We start from the raw sequence: 15,556 nt of genomic DNA, 5'->3' as shown, positions 1-15,556 counted from the left end.
GGATATTAATCAAATGGCGATTCAAACTCACAGTTATGAACTCAGTTTTGGTTCATAACTGTGTTAAACGCTGTCCATAAATCACTCGATGTCACGTCAGTTGGTTCATGAACTGTTCGTTCTAATTTTGTGATGTGCGTCAGGTTTTAGTGTTCAGTAATGTTACCTTTTACTCGATGATCGATTGTTTAGCACCTCTCCCACAACCGGAGCAGCGGTAAATGCGTTTGGCCAGCCAGCATAGAAGGCGGCCTGGGTAACGATCTCACCAGCTTCCTCAACAGAAAGTCCATTATCCATTGCTCTATTGAGGTGATAGCCAATCTGCGCGCTCTGTCCGGATGCGATTAACGCGCTGACCGTAATCAGGCTTCTGTCGCGGGGTTTCAGCGCGGGTCTTTGCCAGAGATCCAGGAACAGTGGATCTGCAGTGAATTTAACCAGGCCCGGAGATATTGGGCCAACATTTTTTTCCACTGTCTCTGAACGCTGCTTTTCTGCTTCCTGATTGAGAGGAAGCAGGTCCGGAGAAGCTTCAGGAAGTGCATCTGCCGTGACGCCACGAGTTTCAAATACTGCTTTGGTCACGCTGACGGCTGACATTGCATTTGGCCAACCTGAGTAGAACGCCAGATGGGTAATGATTTCTGACAATTCCGCTGGCGTAACGCCATTATCAAGGGCAATGTCTATATAGTGCTTAAGGTCGCCAGGCTGGTTTCTGGCAATTAGCATGGAGACGGTCACCATACTACGATCCCTAGGCGAGAGGGCATCGCGTGTCCACAGATCTTCAGTAATAGCTTCTCGACCAAAGCGCGCAAGAGCCGGTGAGACAGAACGAATATCAGCTTCAGAAATCGCTGAAGGTTCAATTTTCATCATAGTTTTACCTCTTGTTTCCTCAGCATTAGCAAAATCAGAAATAACAAGCGACATGGCCGCCGCTGCAATTACGCTTTTCATGTCAATCCTCACTGGTCAACGGTGCGGATCCTGTTTGATTCCGCCTTTGTTACGAAGAAATACCGGTTTTACCGGGATAGCGTCCTTACTGACGCTCATATGCGCCGTTTGCCTGAGATAGTCACGGAAGTGTGGCGTTTGTCGGTGCAGTTGATACGCTTCCTCACTGGCGTAAATCTCATAGAAATACCAGCGGTTCGGAGTCTGTGAGTCTGTAGCGGCATACATAGCTAACACGCCTTTCTCTACTTTGAGCGACTCAGCCATTTCAGGCAGGACGATGTTTTTAAATTCGGTCTGAAATTCAGGCTTTACCTCGACGATCACCAGATTATTAATGGTTCGCTCATTCGGTATGATGTGTTTGTCCCCCAGAAATTGGGGCTCCAGAGTGATTTTATTTTTCCGATCGATAATGTCAGGTGCCCGGGCAGCGAATGCCTTGTATGGTTCGGCATTCAGATGTTTGCGGTAAGCACTCTCGTTTTCATAGAGTTCGACCATGAATGCCTGACCTGGATTGTCGCTGCGTTGCAGGGCATACATCGCCAGCGTACCTGCTTCATGATCAACCGAAGCGGAAATCGTCTGCCTGGCCACGTCTGCAAAGTCGTTGTCCCGATCGGGCCTGACGCCGAGCTCGAAGATATTCATCACTGGCTTATTCGGCGCGTCCGGTTTTGTTGCAAAGACAGGGCTGCTTATTAGCATGCAAATTAAAAGAATAAGGCTCTTTTTCACGATGATCCTTTTATTGAAATTACTGTTTAAGACGTTCTATAAGTTGGTGTTGGTAAGAAGGTAACCGATCGCTGCTGGCGCTCTCAAAGACGAGGGGAGGAAGCCACGTCATACCTGCGTGCAGGGCGCTTGCCTTCATCGGTAAAAACACATCCGCAAGCGATACCCCGATCCTGCCGTCCGGCCCGTAAGTGGAGCTGCCCCCCGCAGCCGTACTGACAACAAGCATCTCCTTTCCCTGCCACAGACCGGGTCCGACACTTCCCCAGGTTTCATTCAGCCAGGCCTTCATCATCGGCGTAATATTGAACCAGTGTGTCGGGAAGATAAAAACGACACGGCTGTGCTCATCCATCATTTTTCGCTCTGCATCGCCGTTAATCTGACGTGTGTCATAACCATACAAGGTCTCAAGGTTGCGAACCGTCACGCCTTCCAGACTCTCAGCGGCTTCCTGCAACCCTTTTGTCAGAACTGAGCGTTCTGGATAAGGGTGAGAGACGATAGCGAGCGTTTTAATGTCGGTCTTTTCACGACTATGTGCATGCCTGACGGGCATGAGGAAGATAAATGCAAACAAAAACAATGCTGCTGCTCTGCGCTGACGTAACCACATCATAAAAGCTCCTTTGTCTTAATAAGGTAGTAAAGCTCTATGGTGTAACAGGAGCCAGTTCCGGCAATCCTTCTACGATATAGGTTCGCGAATTACCGGCACGGTGTCGGATAGGAATGATCTTCTGGTACGCGGCCGAGTTATACCAGTCCTGGGCTTTTTTGAGACTCTCAAACTTAATAACAACCAGTCGGCCCTGTGCTCCGAACCCTTCTTTAATATCGGGTTCACCTCCTCTGACGATGAAGCGTCCACCAAAGGGCCTGAAAGTTGACTCAACCTGAGCGCTGTACGGTTTTATCGCTTCACGGTCGGTCGCCTGAAACTCTGCGATATAATAAGCAGGCGTTGCCGCCAGTGCTGAAGATAGCCCAGAGAGCGCGAACAGAAAGGCTACCGCTGTCTTAAAAGTCATCCTTCCTCCTTTCATGAAAGTGAATAAGGACTACCGCGTCCAGACCTGCTTAACGTCTTTCGTTTGCGGCGTGTTTTGCGCCATGATCCCCGTCAGAACATGCGGCTGGTAGGTTTCTTCCAGAAACCGGATTTCCTCCGGGCTCAGTTGAAGATTTACTGCGTTTACCGCGCCATCGACGTGATCTTTTTTTGTGGCCCCTACGACAGGTGACGCGACTTTTGTCAGCAGCCAGGCGAGTGAGATTTCCGTCATGGACACCTGATGTCGTTCGGCAAGCTCGGCGACGCGCTCGATAATGATCCGATCCTGTTCAGCCGTGCTGTCATATTTTCCGCGGGCATAGGCATCCTCGGTGGCTCGCCGCGTGTGGCCTTCTTTCCGGGCGAGACGGCCGCTGGCGAGCGCGCTATAGGGCGTCATTGCGATATCATCTTCAGCGCACAGACCGAAGAGCTCTCGTTCATCTTCACGCATAATCAGGTTGTAGTGGCTTTGCACAGAGACAAAAGGCGTCAGCCCTTCACGTTCGGCAAGGGCGTTCGCCTTCGCCAGCTGCCAGGCATAGCAGTTTGAAATACCAATAGCGCGCACCTTGCCAGCAGTAACGGCGGCATGCAGCGCTTCAAGCACCTCGATAACGGGCGTGTTGTAATCCCAGATGTGGTAGATGTAGAGGTCTATGTAGTCCATCCCCAGATTCTGCAGGCTCTGGTCAAGCGAGCGGGCTATCGCCTGCTTTGCGCTGATACCTTCGGAAATTTGCGCGGGTGTTCGCGGCAGAAACTTGGTGGCCAGCACGACGTCATCGCGTTTCGCCATCTCCCGTAGCGCCCGGCCAACGTACCGCTCGCTGGAGCCGTTCTGATAGGCGATAGCGGTATCGTAAAAATTGATACCCTTTTCGAGACCGTAGCGGATAATGTCGCGGCTTGCTGTTTCGTCCAGCGTCCAGCTATGCTGGCCCGTTAACGGGTCGCCAAACCCCATACACCCCATGCAGATGCGGGAGACAAGTAAGTCACTTTTACCGAGCCGGGTATACTGCATCGTTATTCTCCCTCTGGATTATTCACGACGGTATTGAGCAGGTCGACAAGCCTTGAAGCGTGCTCCCGGGCAAGCGTTTTTTGCTGCGCGATTTTGTCGGCATCCCGGTCGGCGTAGCTAATACCGCAGGTATAAACCGGCGCCAGCAGCTCAAGATTGCACAGCCTTGCCGTGGTCTCGAACGGAATAAGATACTCTTCAATGGCATGGACAAAGAAACCGTCAGCGGTATAGAGAGCCTGTGGCGCCCCTGTAGTGAAGGAGAGGATCAGCTTTTTACCGCCCAGTTTCGCCGTTGAGCCATGCGCGAAACCGTGGACAAAGACCTCGTCCAGCCATTGTTTCATTAACCCGGGCAGCCCATACCAGGAAAAAGGAAACTGCCAGACAATCACATCGGCCCTGAGCAGGCTTTCCTGCTCCGCAGCGATATTGAATTTGCCGTCCGGATAGAGCCAGTCCAGACGACGAATTTCAGCATCGGGAAGGGCGGTCGCCACTTCATCAAGGATCGTGGCATTGGCGACGGAATGGGTAAGCTCAGGATGGCCTGAAACAATAAGGATATTTTTCATTTCAATGAGTTAAATATATTTGGTGAATGTTTAACCCAGTATAGAGTGACACCATTATTTTTTTTAGAGCAGTAAAGACTCATTCACTTTTAGACAAAAACTAATAATGGTCGACTGTTCTCATTGTACCGGTCATCACGAACCCGTGAACTACGCCGTGATGCCCAGTAAACGTTCTGCATTGCGAAATGCGATGGCCTCTTTTTCAGCCTTGTTGACGGGCAGACTGTCGATAAAGGTTTTTACACCGTCCAGGGTCTGATAGGGATAATCGACGGAGAACAGGATCCTTTCTGCCCCCATTAACGCGTAGATAAACTGGAAGTGCGGCAGCGACAGCATACCTGACGGGGTAACGTAAACGTGCTCCTGGAAGGTTCTCGTTAGCGTGCGTGACAGACCCGTTGCAGCCAGTGGAAGGCTGTCATCAAGACGCTGCAGCCAGAAGGGCAGCATCTCCCCCCAGTGGCCACTGATTACCTGCAGGTGGGGATATTTATCAAATGCGCCCGATAACATAAGCCGTAACAAATGGATCCCGGCTTCGTGATGCCAGCCCCAGCCAAACATAGAGAGCCGGGCGTTGACCTCTGCGCTAAAGCCCGTGAAGTAGGCCTGTTGCACGCTTTTAAACGGTAATCCGGGATGAAGATAGAGTGGCACATTCAGTTTATTAAAGCGGGAAAGCAGGGAGTCATAGTCAGGATGATCGAGAAAGCATGAAGAGGGTCGGCCATTCAGAAGTGCCCCCTTAAACCCCAGTTTTTCAACTGCGCGGACAAGCTCATTTTCAGCATCTTTCGGCTGTGCCCAGGGAAGTGTGGCAAATGCCGCGAAGCGATCCGGGTGATTTCTTACCGCCCCGGCAAGGCGATCGTTTGCCGCCGTATTTAATGTTACCGCTTCATCCTCGGGTGCCAGCTGGGGGAATCCGCCCACAGAGAGTATCTGCAGGGTAATTCCAGCCTCATCCATATCCCTGAGGCGGCGGCTTCCCAAATCAGCGCCTTTCGCGTTTATCAGCGCATTCTTTTCTATCTGCGGCCGGCTTCGGTCAGGATTATGACCATCAGCGACGGTTTTCCCCCAGTCGCCAAGGAAAGGCGCCTGCTCAAGCGCAACAGGCATACACGCTCGCCCTAACTCGCTGTCGAGATAATGTTCTTCAAGGCAAATGATTTTCATATTCTCACCCTTCATACAAAGCAGTAAAAGTGATACAGATTAGGATCGCCCTGAACTGTCCATACGTGAATGTGATTCATGACAGTCTGTTCCGGATGGGCTTTACACCATCGGTTTTTCCCAGGCGCCTCGTGTATCCACTCTGGTCTCTGCGGCGAGTTGTTCCAGCAGGATGATTTCCTCATCGCGTAACTGGATGTCTGAAGCGCAGGCGGCGTCCAGCACGTGATGGGCTTTAGTCGCACCAACGAGGGGAAGGGTACCTTTTGCAATAGCCCATGCGATGGCTATCTGTGCAACGCTGGCATTCCTTTCGGCTCCCATTTTTTTCATGGCGGCGGTTAATCTTTCAATCTGCGGCAGTACAGCGTTATAACTTTCGGCCCGGCCACTCCCGGCAGGCATGGGATGATTTGAATCATAACGACCACTGAGCGCGCCTTGCTCCAGGACCATGTAAGCAAAGAACGTGATGTTATTTTTTCGGCAATAATCAAGGATCCCGGCCTCTTCAGAAGCGCGATAGAGCAGGCTGTAGTGATTTTGTACTGCACTGAGGGAATAACCGGAAGCGTTAAGGATTTCGTTGGCGCGTCTGATTTGTGCCAGATTGTGGTTGGAAACACCTACGCGTTTGACCTTACCGCTTTGTAAAAGTGGGATCAGTCCTGGCGTCCATTTCTCAACGTCGAGGGGATTATGGATCCAGTAGATATCAATCGCGTCCACACCCAGACGTCCAAGGCTGGTCTCAAGCATATCGCTGACAGGCTGCGCTGACTGTTCGTTCGCAATCTGCGGTGTGAATTTGGTGGATAAAATCATATCCTCGCGGGGGAACTGACGGACTAATGCTCCCAGTGCGGCCTCGGAACTCCCCATGCCATATACTGCTGCGGTATCCCAGAGATTGAGGCCCTTACTCATGGCCGTGGTGAACACGTCTGCCATCTGAGTATCAGAAAGATGATTGCCGAAGACGGTGTCGCCACCGGCGAAACCTGTGCCCCAGGACCATGTGCCCAGCGCGACGGAAGGTAGTGTTTTCATATTCAGCTCCTGTAAAAAGGCCGGAACATTGCTGACGTAAACCGGCCAAAGAGGGTGAGTAACGGTGAAAAAGAGATGAATGGATTAAGCTGACTGGCGGAGGGCATTTAACAGCGCCACACCGACACCGTGTGCTGAAGCGGGATTCTGCCCCGTGATAAGGCGGCCGTCAGTAACCACATTTTCAGACCAGTTCGGGGCTTCATGATGAAGCGCGCCATGCTCGCGAAGTGCAGTCTCAAGCAGGTAGGGAACCACATCTGTGGTGTGAACTTCTTCCTCTTCCTTGTTGGTAAAGGCCGCCACGTTTTTGCCTTTCACCAGGTATTCGCCGCTGCTGAGCTTTGCGTCAACCAGTGCCGCAGGTCCGTGGCAGACGGCTGAGACAATCCCATCACTTTCATATACTTCGCGGATAATACGCTGGGCATCCTGGCTGTCGCGGAAATCCCACATGGTTCCATGGCCGCCCGCAAAGAAAACGGCGCTGTAATCGGTACCGTTCAGCTCGGATAACGCTGGTGTTGTTGCCAGGCGCTGCTGAAAATCGGTTTCGTTCCAGTACCAGGCGTTGACAGGATCACTGAGGTCAAATCCATCCACCGGCGGCTGTCCCCCGCGAATGCTGGCTATCATCGTTTTTAGTCCGGCATCTTCCAGTACTTTCAGCGGATGCGTCAGCTCGGCCAGGAAAAAACCGGTTGGTACACCGGATGCGCCTTTAATCGGATGACTGGAAACGACACACAGCACGGGTTTATCTGCAGGTTTCATATCGGGCCTCACTATTTATTTTTAAATTCAGCGGCAAAGAGATTTTCCCAGTTAATAAAGGAGCCAAGCGGAATGCACTCAAAGCTTAATAAGCCAGCTTTTGCCAGCGGGAATTCGGCCATTACGTTCATCGCTTCATCGACAGAGTCACATTCAAGAAAAATAGCGACGCCAGGTCTGTCCTGACGGAAGTAGATGTCGCGGATGAAGCCGGATTTATACAATCCCCAGGCGTGTAGCGCTTCAGCGTTAAGGTGTGGAGCATATTTTTCCAGCGATGCTCCAGGTGCGGGGATATCCAGACATAAAATTCGCATCATAGTCTCCTGAACTCAGGTCGTTGTAGAAAGAGATAAAAGTATAAGAGGCGAATTTCACGAAGATTAGAGGAGCATTGACTTAAGCATCTTTAGACTGTACTTAATAATCAGGCGGAGATTGCTTTAGGAACACATTATGAATAACGCCCTGTATAACCAGATACGCATCTTTCAGAGCATTGCACGTGAGGGCAATATTTCGGCAGCCGCAAGAAAACTGGAAATTACGCCTCCCTCCGTCAGCAATGCGCTTAAGCTGCTGGAAGATCATATTGGCCATCCGCTTTTTGTGCGTACGACCCGCCGTATTGAGCTGACGGAAACCGGGCAGCTGTTGCTGGAACAGACCGCTGCGGCGGTGGAGTCGCTGGAACATTCGCTTGAAAGCATTCGCGACCAGAATCAGGAGCCCTCTGGTATCGTGCGAATCACGCTCTCGCGTTTTGCCTATCTGTTAATTCTTAAGCCTGCAATGGCGAAATTCTGTCAGCAATATCCGGGTATACAGCTTGAAATTTCGGTTTACGACGGTACCGTGAATGTTATCGAAGAGCGTTTTGATCTTGGGATCCGTTTTGGCGATATCCTCGAAGGTGGGGTGGTGGCGCGGCCGTTAATGAAACCCTTTCGTGAAGGGTTATATGCATCCTCAGCTTATATCAGCGAGCATGGAATGCCCGAGGTGCCGGCTGACCTCAGTCAACACAAGCTCATTGGCTACCGTTTTATTACTAACAACCGCATCCTTCCGTTGATTCTGAACGATCGCGGAGAGCAGTTGACGGTTGAGATGCCGGGGCAGTTAATCAGCAACGATATTGACGTTATGGCAGACGGGATCCGTAACGGCCTGGGAATCGGACGTTTGTTTGAACCCATCTTGCAGTTACAGCCGGACAGGGAGCGCTTTATACCCGTGATGGAGAGCCACTGGAAAACCTACCCGCCAGTGTATCTCTATTACCCCAAAAACGCGGGCAAAACGAAAAGAGTGAAGGCCCTGATTGATTTTCTGATATCCGCTACGGGACGATAAAGACGATAACGCCTCGTTCAGTATGGAGGCGCTATTTCACAACCCCAGCGGCCTGGCCTCCTGTATGAACTCAATCAGAAGGCGAAGCCCGGTCGGCAATTGCCGGCGGCTTGAATAATAGATATGAAAACCTTCCTCCAGCGGGGACCATTCCGTAAGCACCAGGCGGAGCCGTCCATCTTTCACATAGGGGGCAACAATAGGCTCCGGAAAATACATCAGGCCGGCTCCACCTAAGACGGCCACAAGGCCCGTTTCAGCCTGATTGACCGTCACAGAGCCTGGCACAGTGATTTGGTACGTTTCGCCGTCTCGCTCAAGTTCCCAGCGATAAATCCGATCGTCGCCGAGACGATTGCTTATACAGCGATGGTGCAATAAATCATCCGGATGTTCAGGCGTTCCGTAGCGTTCCAGGTAACCGGGGGATGCCGCGATAACCCAGCGAATATCGGCAGATAAACGTCGGGCAACCATGTCTTCCGGAACGGTGCCACCATAGCGGATACCTGCATCGAAGCCCGCATCAGTGACGTCAACCATACGGTTGCTGGCCACAATATCGATTTCAATATCGGGATAGCGATCCATAAACGCGGGCATGACCGGCGCAAGCAAAAGATTGGCCGCTTCAACGGCAGCATTGATGCGGATACGTCCGGTAGGGGTATTACGATACCGGTTAAGCGATTCAAGCGCGCCTCCTATCTTGTCGAAAGGCTGAAGGACAGACTGAACCAGTTCTTCACCTGCAGCCGTAGGGGTAACGCTCTTGGTCGTGCGATTAAGGAGGCGAACCCCGAGCCGGGTTTCCAGTCCCTTCAGGGCATGACTAAGCGCTGAAGCACTGACACCTAATTCAATCGCCGCACGGCTGAAACTGCGATGACGTGCAATAGCCATGAAATAAATGAGATCGGCGACATCAGCTCTGCTTATTTGCATACAGAATCGTTTTCCTTGTGCGTTAAGGCCCGAATGCGTTGATACGGAAATGATATACACCATAGACCGATTAGCGCTAATCCGTTGCTGAATTTATTTCACAAGTCCATCCACTCATCGCCTCTCACTGAACACGTTGTGCTTCGTTATTCTTGAAAATTATGCGCTCTGGCCGTCGGTCAGGGCGGAACATTCACCTAACGGAGCCGTGTATGAACTATACGCATCTTGGCCGCACCGGCCTGAAAGTCAGCCGCCTTTGTCTCGGAACCATGAATTTTGGTGACGTCACCGACGAGAAAACCAGCGCCCGCATTCTGGATGAAGCGCTTGAGGCGGGTATCAATTTCATTGATACAGCAGACGTGTATGGCACCGAGCAATCACCCGATATCCAGCAAGGGTCGGGGCTGTCTGAAGAGATTATTGGTCGCTGGCTCCAGCAGGGTGGCCGCCGTAACCGTATCGTTCTGGCGACGAAAGCCTATCAGCCTATGGGACCGGGTCCGAACGATCGCCGTCTTTCTGCTTACCATATTCGCAAGGCCTGCGAGGATAGTTTGCGACGGCTTAAGACCGACCATATTGACGTCTATCAGATGCATCACATCGATCGTTATACACCATGGGAAGAGGTCTGGCAGGCCATGGAGCTCCTTGTTCAGCAGGGAAAAGTGCTTTATATCGGTAGCAGCAATTTCGCAGGCTGGGACATTGCGACTGCGCAGTCAGTGGCCACGGCCCGTCATTCCCTGGGCCTGGTTGCTGAGCAAAGTCTCTACAATCTGACTGCCCGAACTGTTGAGCTGGAGGTCATTCCCGCATGCCGTCATTTTGGCCTGGGACTGATTCCCTGGAGCCCGCTTGCCGGAGGGTTGCTTGGCGGCGTACTGAAAAAGATGGCAAGCGGGCGCCGTGCGAGGCCCGCGTTTGCCCGTTTAATCGAACAGTATCGTCCGCAGCTGGAAGCCTACGAAGGATTATGTGAGGACCTCGGCGAAACCCCTTCCGATGTGGCGCTTGCGTGGCTCCTGCAGAATCCTGTCGTTACTGCTCCACTTATCGGGCCTCGTACGGCGGAACAACTCCGGGAGGCGCTTCACGCAACGACAATCACGCTATCAGACGACACCATGAGCTGTCTCGACGAAATCTGGCCCGGACCCGGGGGAGAAGCGCCCCAGGCTTATGCCTGGTAATGACCAAATTAATGAATCCTTTCTACGCTATAGGGAGTTCCAGTTTATGAGCAAGATGATGCATGACCAGCATTCTGCTTCCGTACCCGCTTCCCGGGAACGTCGCAATTTTCTGATCGCCGGCGCCGGTCTGGCGTTGGCCGCTACTACCCTTGGCAGGAGCGGAGCAGTGATGGCGAACCCGGCTGGTCAGGACACGTCGAGCGCCTCTTCGGATGCTGTTCCCGTCCAGAAGGAGACCTTAACCACACGTAAACTCGGCTCGCTGGAGGTTTCAAGCATGGGACTCGGGTGTCTGCCTATGGTGGGGTATTACGGCGGTGGTCCGCGCGATCGTAAAGCCATGGTTTCGCTCATCCGGGCCGCCTTCGAACAAGGCATCACGTTCTTTGATACTGCCGAGGTGTATGGCCCCCATCTCAGTGAAGAATTTGTCGGGGAAGCACTGGCCCCCGTTCGCGATCGTGTGGTGATTGCCACTAAGTTCGGTTTCGGCGTGGAGGAGGGGAAGCCAACCTCCCTTAACAGCCATCCTGACCATATCCGCCGCGCCGTAGAGGGCTCGCTGAAGCGTCTGAAAACGGACCACATCGATCTGCTTTATCAGCATCGCCCCGATCCGAATGTGCCGATTGAGGATGTGGCGGAAACCGTGAAGGCGTTGACCCAGGAGGGTAAAGTGAAACACTGGGGATTGTCGGAAGCGAGTGCCAGGACAATCCGCCGCGCACATGCGGTACTCCCTGTGACTGCAGTACAGAGTGAGTATGCCATGTGGTGGCGTGAACCGGAGACGCGGATATTTCCAACGCTCGAAGAGCTGGGTATCGGCTTTGTACCATACTGCCCGACCGCCCGGAGTTTCCTTGCCGGGGCAGTCAATCCAAGCCAGCGGTTCGACAGCACAGATCGGCGGCATAACCTGCCACGCTTCCAGCCCGATGCCCTGGCCAAAAACATGGTACTGCTTGAATTTGCGCAATCGTGGGCCCGCCGCAAAAACACCACTCCGGTTCAGTTCGCGCTGGCCTGGGTGATGGCTCAGCGGCCATGGATAGTCCCCATCCCGGGTACGACGCAATATCCGCACCTGATAGAAAATAGCGGTGCACCGCAAGTCCGGTTGACGGACAGAGAGCTACGCGAAATCGATGCGGCGCTTGCCAAAATCCCATTGCAGGGCGGTCGCGCCGATCCGTTTACCGAAAGTCAGTTTGATAAAAATTAATACCTGCTGTTACAGGGAGACTGCAGGTAAAGTCTCCCTCAGTGCTATTGCCGGGGATAAACCACATGAATGGACTAAATCATAACGCGCTTACGCGCAGTGCCGTCCCCATACCGCCCTGCGAGCGTTCTCTTCAGACCGTGGAGGCCCAGCCGTACTTCAGCGTTTCAGAGGCGTCTCTCGTGCTCGAAGGGGCGGTGTTCGATCGGAACAATAACCTGCTGTTTGTTGATGCGGCGACGGGGCGCGTGTTTAAGCTCACCCCGGAGCGGCAGCTTTCCATTGTCCTTAAGGATAATACACTCGGTGCTTCCGGCCTGGCTGTACACAAAGATGGACGGATCTTTATCGCGTCGGTGGGCGATATGCAGCGAGGTTCAGTCCGGGCTATCGAACCCGACGGCACCGGTGAGCAGATGGTTGTTGCTCCTGATGCTGGATTTCTTGTCAACGACCTGGTCTTTGATAATCAGGGCGGATTTTATTTTACTGACAGCCGGGGAAATTCAGCCGATCCACAGGGTGGGGTGTTCTACGTTAGTCCCAACGTCGGGTCAATTCATACCATCCTGCCTGGACTCGCGGTCGGGAACGGCATAGCGATTGACTCCGCCGGCTCTCAGATATGGGCCACAGAACACGCTAAAAACAGGCTTCATCGCGTAAGATTGTCAGACGCCACCACGATTGCCCCCTTTGGTTCGGTTGTTACCTATCAGTTCACCGGGCCGGCTCCAGATGGGGCCCGTGTCGACAGCGAAGGCAATGTATATGTGGCCATCTCAGGCCAGGGGCGCGTCATGGTCTTCAACCGCAACGGACTGCCGATTGGGCAAATTGTGCTGCCTGACCGCGCCAAAGGTCGTAACCTTAAATCGACAAGCCTGGCTATCCGACCCGGACATCACGAGTTGTTCATTGTCACCAACAGCGGGGCCGAACCTGGTGGAGCGATGATTTTTCGATCGGGCGCATTCGCGCCGGCACCGCTTCCCTTTTCACATCAATGACCGGGCATGAGTGGCCTGGGGGACCCGGCAACGCCGGGCTAGGGTAGGGCATTAACAGTCCTGTATTGCTGAAGGCGGCGTGAGTGAAGGTGGCGTATCCGGAAGTGGGGGAATGATCCCGTCGACGGGATGCGGCAGATAGTGTGCCTCGAGTTCCATGATTTCGGCATCGCTAAGTGAAAAGTCCAGTGCGCTGATAGCCGTGGAAAGATGTTCTGGTTTCGTCGCGCCGATGATCGGGGCTGTGATGACCGTTTTTGATAGCAACCAGGCAATTGCAACATGGGCTCTTGGCACATGGTGCTTTTCAGCAATGCTGGCAACAACATCAATAACGGGCTTATCCAGAAGGGCTGCGTTCTCATACATTTTTAACGCAAAGGCATCGTTTTGCGTTCGTCGGGACGTGACACTCCAGTCGCGCGTGAGCCTGCCGCGTGCCATCGGACTCCAGGGGATCACACCCACGCCCTGGTCTTCACACAGGGGCAGCATCTCGCGCTCTTCTTCCCGGTAAAGCAGGTTGTATTGCGGTTGCATCGTAATAAATCGGGTCCAGCCGTTACGCTCTGCCGTATGCTGCATTTTTGCAAAGCGCCAGGCTTCCATAGATGATGCGCCGATGTAACGTACTTTTCCTGATTTAACGAGGTCATGCAGAGCCTCCATGGTCTCTTCAACAGGCATGGAGTGGTCAAAGCGGTGAATCTGAAAGAGATCCACGTAATCCATGCCTAAGCGCATCAGGCTATCGTCAATAGACTGAAAAATGGCTTTGCGGGAAAGAAACCCGGTATTGGGTGAGTTGCGCCACGGAAAGAAGGTCTTTGTCGCCACAACAATCTCATCGCGTCTGGCCATTTCTCTCAGCGCTTTTCCAGTGATCTCTTCAGAACTTCCGCCCGAGTAGATATTCGCGGTATCAAAAAAATTAATGCCCGCTTCAAGCGCCTGACGAATGAGCGGGCGTGACGCCTTTTCATCTAGGGACCAGGGTTGAGGCAAACGTTCAGGTTCGCCATAGCTCATACAACCGAGACAAAGACGGGAGACTTGCAAACCGCTACGACCCAGATTCACATACTTCATTCTGTGTTCCTTCTTTTATTGCCAGCAATTCTGTATGTGACAGGGTATTGCACTGACATGAAGGGAACCAGCATGCGCCATCGAATGGTGTTATGAGTTTTTTTCACAGATGGGCGTAATCGTCAGTAGATTTTACATACAAGGACAGCGCCCACACACTGACATCATTAATTATTATTGGGTGAGGTTTTCAGGCACGGCTGACCAACAGGAATAACAATTTTTTCACGGTGTTCCCCGCGTTCATAAACACAGATTGTACCTTCATCTGTATTGACCTGTTCCTTGAGCGGGAGCTCTGGTTCCTGCGCAAAAATGCGAAAAGATGCGACCAAAATCAATGCCAGAGAACACAAAAGCTGGACTGCATTCATATCTTCACTCCTGAAAAATATTTAACTCATTTCCAGCACCGACTGGCGAGGCGTAAGCTTACCAATTATCGGTGGCAGTTCCGTTTCGCGAAGCGGACGACCCTCAACGATGCTTTTAATGCGCTGTACGCACTGGTGCAGGAGGGGTTCCATTGGCCAGGAAATGCAGGTCAGTTGCGGGTATAACTGCGTGGCCAACGGTGAATCCTCAAGACTGAGGAGGGATACCTCCTGAGGCACGGCAATATTAAATTCTCGGAACAGGCGCATGGCCTCTGCAGCATAAGCATCACGCTTAACTACGATGGAAGAGAACTTGCTCAGACTATTAATAAGCGTCAACAGCGCGCGTTCGACATTCTCATTGGCTGTTAATACCAACTGGCGATTAAACGGAAATGAGTAGTTCTGCAACACGTTGCGATAACCTTCAACAATTCGCTTGCTTGCGTCATCCGTCTCGTTATCGATAACCAGCGCGATGTTGCGATGGCCTTTACCTATCATGTAGCGGCAGGCGCTCTCCGTAGCAAATGCGAAATCGTAGCCCTGACTTTTCGCATCCACCACGGGTCGGTCGAAAGAAATCACATTATCGCCACTGCCCGGTACAACTGGTCCGAACACCACAACGGCGGCGCATTGCCGTTGTAAATCATCTACCGAAGCTGCATGTTCGACGTCATTATCCACATACTCGACGATCAGCGTTTTGTTCAGCACTTTCATTGCGCGCGCAAGCGCGGGAAGAATTCGCGCGCCACTGCTTTCATCACGTGAGGAAAGCACCACACCGATATGGCTTGATGACTGACTCGCCAGGTTTTGCGCGGCAAAGCTGGGGCGGTAGTTGAGTTCTTCAACGGCCCGTAATACCGCCTCACGGCTCTCTTCGCGAACACCTCGGGTTCCCGTCAGCACGCGGGAAACAGTTGCTCTGGAAACATTTGCTAATCGAGATACATCATCAATCGTAGGCATGG

General features: G+C 52.5%; 18 protein-coding genes. 4 read left to right on the top strand and 14 right to left on the bottom strand.

The features are described 5' to 3' along the window. Positions 1-162 precede the first annotated feature (162 nt). The 10 genes from AC0TNG_RS18325 to AC0TNG_RS18280 form a co-directional block, all read right to left on the bottom strand. Positions 163-966, bottom strand: coding sequence for a carboxymuconolactone decarboxylase family protein (locus AC0TNG_RS18325; protein ID WP_024908516.1), 804 nt, complete (start codon positions 964-966; stop codon positions 163-165). Positions 967-981: 15 nt separating this feature from the next. Further along, complete coding sequence (locus AC0TNG_RS18320) at positions 982-1,677, bottom strand: putative quinol monooxygenase (RefSeq protein WP_061715284.1); 696 nt, start codon at positions 1,675-1,677, stop codon at positions 982-984. 49 nt (positions 1,678-1,726) lie between these two features. After that, positions 1,727-2,323, bottom strand: a complete 597-nt coding sequence (locus AC0TNG_RS18315; protein WP_032645337.1) for an NAD(P)H-dependent oxidoreductase — start codon at positions 2,321-2,323, stop codon at positions 1,727-1,729. A gap of 37 nt (positions 2,324-2,360) precedes the next feature. Then, the gene (locus AC0TNG_RS18310; RefSeq protein ID WP_024908513.1) at positions 2,361-2,738 is read right to left on the bottom strand and encodes a DUF1330 domain-containing protein; all 378 of its coding nucleotides are present in this window, start codon (positions 2,736-2,738) and stop codon (positions 2,361-2,363) included. A gap of 30 nt (positions 2,739-2,768) precedes the next feature. Further along, a complete protein-coding gene (locus AC0TNG_RS18305) occupies positions 2,769-3,788 on the bottom strand; it encodes an aldo/keto reductase (protein ID WP_061715120.1) in 1,020 nt (339 codons plus the stop codon). Between the two features lie 2 nt (positions 3,789-3,790). Next, complete coding sequence (locus AC0TNG_RS18300) at positions 3,791-4,363, bottom strand: NAD(P)H-dependent oxidoreductase (RefSeq protein ID WP_267216459.1); 573 nt, start codon at positions 4,361-4,363, stop codon at positions 3,791-3,793. 150 nt (positions 4,364-4,513) lie between these two features. Then, complete coding sequence (locus AC0TNG_RS18295; RefSeq protein ID WP_473712900.1) at positions 4,514-5,548, bottom strand: amidohydrolase family protein; 1,035 nt, start codon at positions 5,546-5,548, stop codon at positions 4,514-4,516. A gap of 102 nt (positions 5,549-5,650) precedes the next feature. Beyond that, positions 5,651-6,598, bottom strand: a complete 948-nt coding sequence (locus AC0TNG_RS18290; RefSeq protein ID WP_473712899.1) for an aldo/keto reductase — start codon at positions 6,596-6,598, stop codon at positions 5,651-5,653. Between the two features lie 84 nt (positions 6,599-6,682). Beyond that, the gene (locus AC0TNG_RS18285) at positions 6,683-7,372 is read right to left on the bottom strand and encodes a type 1 glutamine amidotransferase domain-containing protein (RefSeq protein WP_024908508.1); all 690 of its coding nucleotides are present in this window, start codon (positions 7,370-7,372) and stop codon (positions 6,683-6,685) included. An 11-nt stretch (positions 7,373-7,383) separates the two neighbouring features. Beyond that, positions 7,384-7,689: a hypothetical protein gene (locus AC0TNG_RS18280; RefSeq protein WP_045910563.1), complete on the bottom strand. Its 306-nt coding sequence runs from the start codon at positions 7,687-7,689 to the stop codon at positions 7,384-7,386. Between the two features lie 139 nt (positions 7,690-7,828). Between AC0TNG_RS18280 and AC0TNG_RS18275 the strand changes: the two genes are divergently transcribed. Continuing rightward, positions 7,829-8,728, top strand: coding sequence for a LysR family transcriptional regulator (locus tag AC0TNG_RS18275; RefSeq protein WP_024908506.1), 900 nt, complete (start codon positions 7,829-7,831; stop codon positions 8,726-8,728). Between the two features lie 36 nt (positions 8,729-8,764). Here AC0TNG_RS18275 and AC0TNG_RS18270 read toward each other — a convergent pair whose 3' ends face one another. Further along, positions 8,765-9,673, bottom strand: a complete 909-nt coding sequence (locus AC0TNG_RS18270; RefSeq protein ID WP_024908505.1) for a LysR family transcriptional regulator — start codon at positions 9,671-9,673, stop codon at positions 8,765-8,767. A 212-nt stretch (positions 9,674-9,885) separates the two neighbouring features. Here AC0TNG_RS18270 and AC0TNG_RS18265 point away from each other — a divergent pair, with 212 nt between their 5' ends. The 3 genes from AC0TNG_RS18265 to AC0TNG_RS18255 all read left to right on the top strand — a co-directional run bounded on the left by AC0TNG_RS18265 (position 9,886) and on the right by AC0TNG_RS18255 (position 13,110). After that, entirely contained in the window at positions 9,886-10,872 is a 987-nt protein-coding gene (locus AC0TNG_RS18265; protein ID WP_024908504.1) for an aldo/keto reductase, read from the top strand. Between the two features lie 46 nt (positions 10,873-10,918). Then, on the top strand, positions 10,919-12,100 hold the full coding sequence (locus AC0TNG_RS18260; RefSeq protein ID WP_473712897.1) for an aldo/keto reductase: 1,182 nt from the start codon (positions 10,919-10,921) through the stop codon (positions 12,098-12,100). A 65-nt stretch (positions 12,101-12,165) separates the two neighbouring features. Beyond that, positions 12,166-13,110, top strand: a complete 945-nt coding sequence (locus AC0TNG_RS18255; protein WP_024908502.1) for an SMP-30/gluconolactonase/LRE family protein — start codon at positions 12,166-12,168, stop codon at positions 13,108-13,110. Positions 13,111-13,161: 51 nt separating this feature from the next. On the opposite strand, the gene AC0TNG_RS18250 is transcribed toward AC0TNG_RS18255, so the two are convergent. The 3 genes from AC0TNG_RS18250 to AC0TNG_RS18240 all read right to left on the bottom strand — a co-directional run bounded on the left by AC0TNG_RS18250 (position 13,162) and on the right by AC0TNG_RS18240 (position 15,554). After that, positions 13,162-14,199 (bottom strand): aldo/keto reductase, encoded by a 1,038-nt coding sequence (locus AC0TNG_RS18250; protein ID WP_473712896.1) that lies wholly within the window; start codon positions 14,197-14,199, stop codon positions 13,162-13,164. 167 nt (positions 14,200-14,366) lie between these two features. Then, complete coding sequence (locus tag AC0TNG_RS18245) at positions 14,367-14,573, bottom strand: hypothetical protein (RefSeq protein WP_024908500.1); 207 nt, start codon at positions 14,571-14,573, stop codon at positions 14,367-14,369. Between the two features lie 21 nt (positions 14,574-14,594). After that, entirely contained in the window at positions 14,595-15,554 is a 960-nt protein-coding gene (locus AC0TNG_RS18240) for a LacI family DNA-binding transcriptional regulator (RefSeq protein ID WP_024908499.1), read from the bottom strand. Positions 15,555-15,556: the final 2 nt, after the last annotated feature.

The sequence above is a fragment of the Enterobacter sp. PL_is514 genome (assembly GCF_055816715.1).
The sequence above is the reverse complement of the archived record's forward strand: the minus strand, read 5'-3'. Positions and strand labels throughout refer to the sequence as shown.